Consider the following 347-nt stretch of genomic DNA (forward strand, 5'->3'; position numbering starts at 1 on the left):
TATTTGAAGTTTTGGTGGCCAAAGACCCCGGCTTTACTCGTTGGAATCATTATTATTGGCTTCTTACTTTTAGCAAACTTGGCTAGTGCCAAGGCTTATGCTAGCCTTGAATTTTGGTTCTCAATGATTAAAGTAGTTACAATTGTCTTAATGATTATTGTTGGACTTTTAGTAATTTTACTTGGACTAGGTAACAATTGGAAACCTGTTGGCTTTAGTAATTTATGGAGTCATGGTGGGTTCTTCACTGGGGGCCTAAAGGGATTCATTTTTTCAATGTCAATTATTGTTGGTTCTTACCAAGGGATTGAATTAATTGGGATTAGTGCTGGTGAAGTAGCAAATCC

At 36.9% G+C, this 347-nt stretch carries 1 protein-coding gene; it reads left to right on the plus strand.

The window, feature by feature from the left end:
* Positions 1 to 347: amino acid permease (locus tag FC45_RS07535; protein ID WP_155517715.1), on the plus strand; the 347-nt coding region annotated here is incomplete at both ends.

Source organism: Lactobacillus jensenii DSM 20557 (assembly GCF_001436455.1).
GTDB classification, from domain to species: domain Bacteria; phylum Bacillota; class Bacilli; order Lactobacillales; family Lactobacillaceae; genus Lactobacillus; species Lactobacillus jensenii.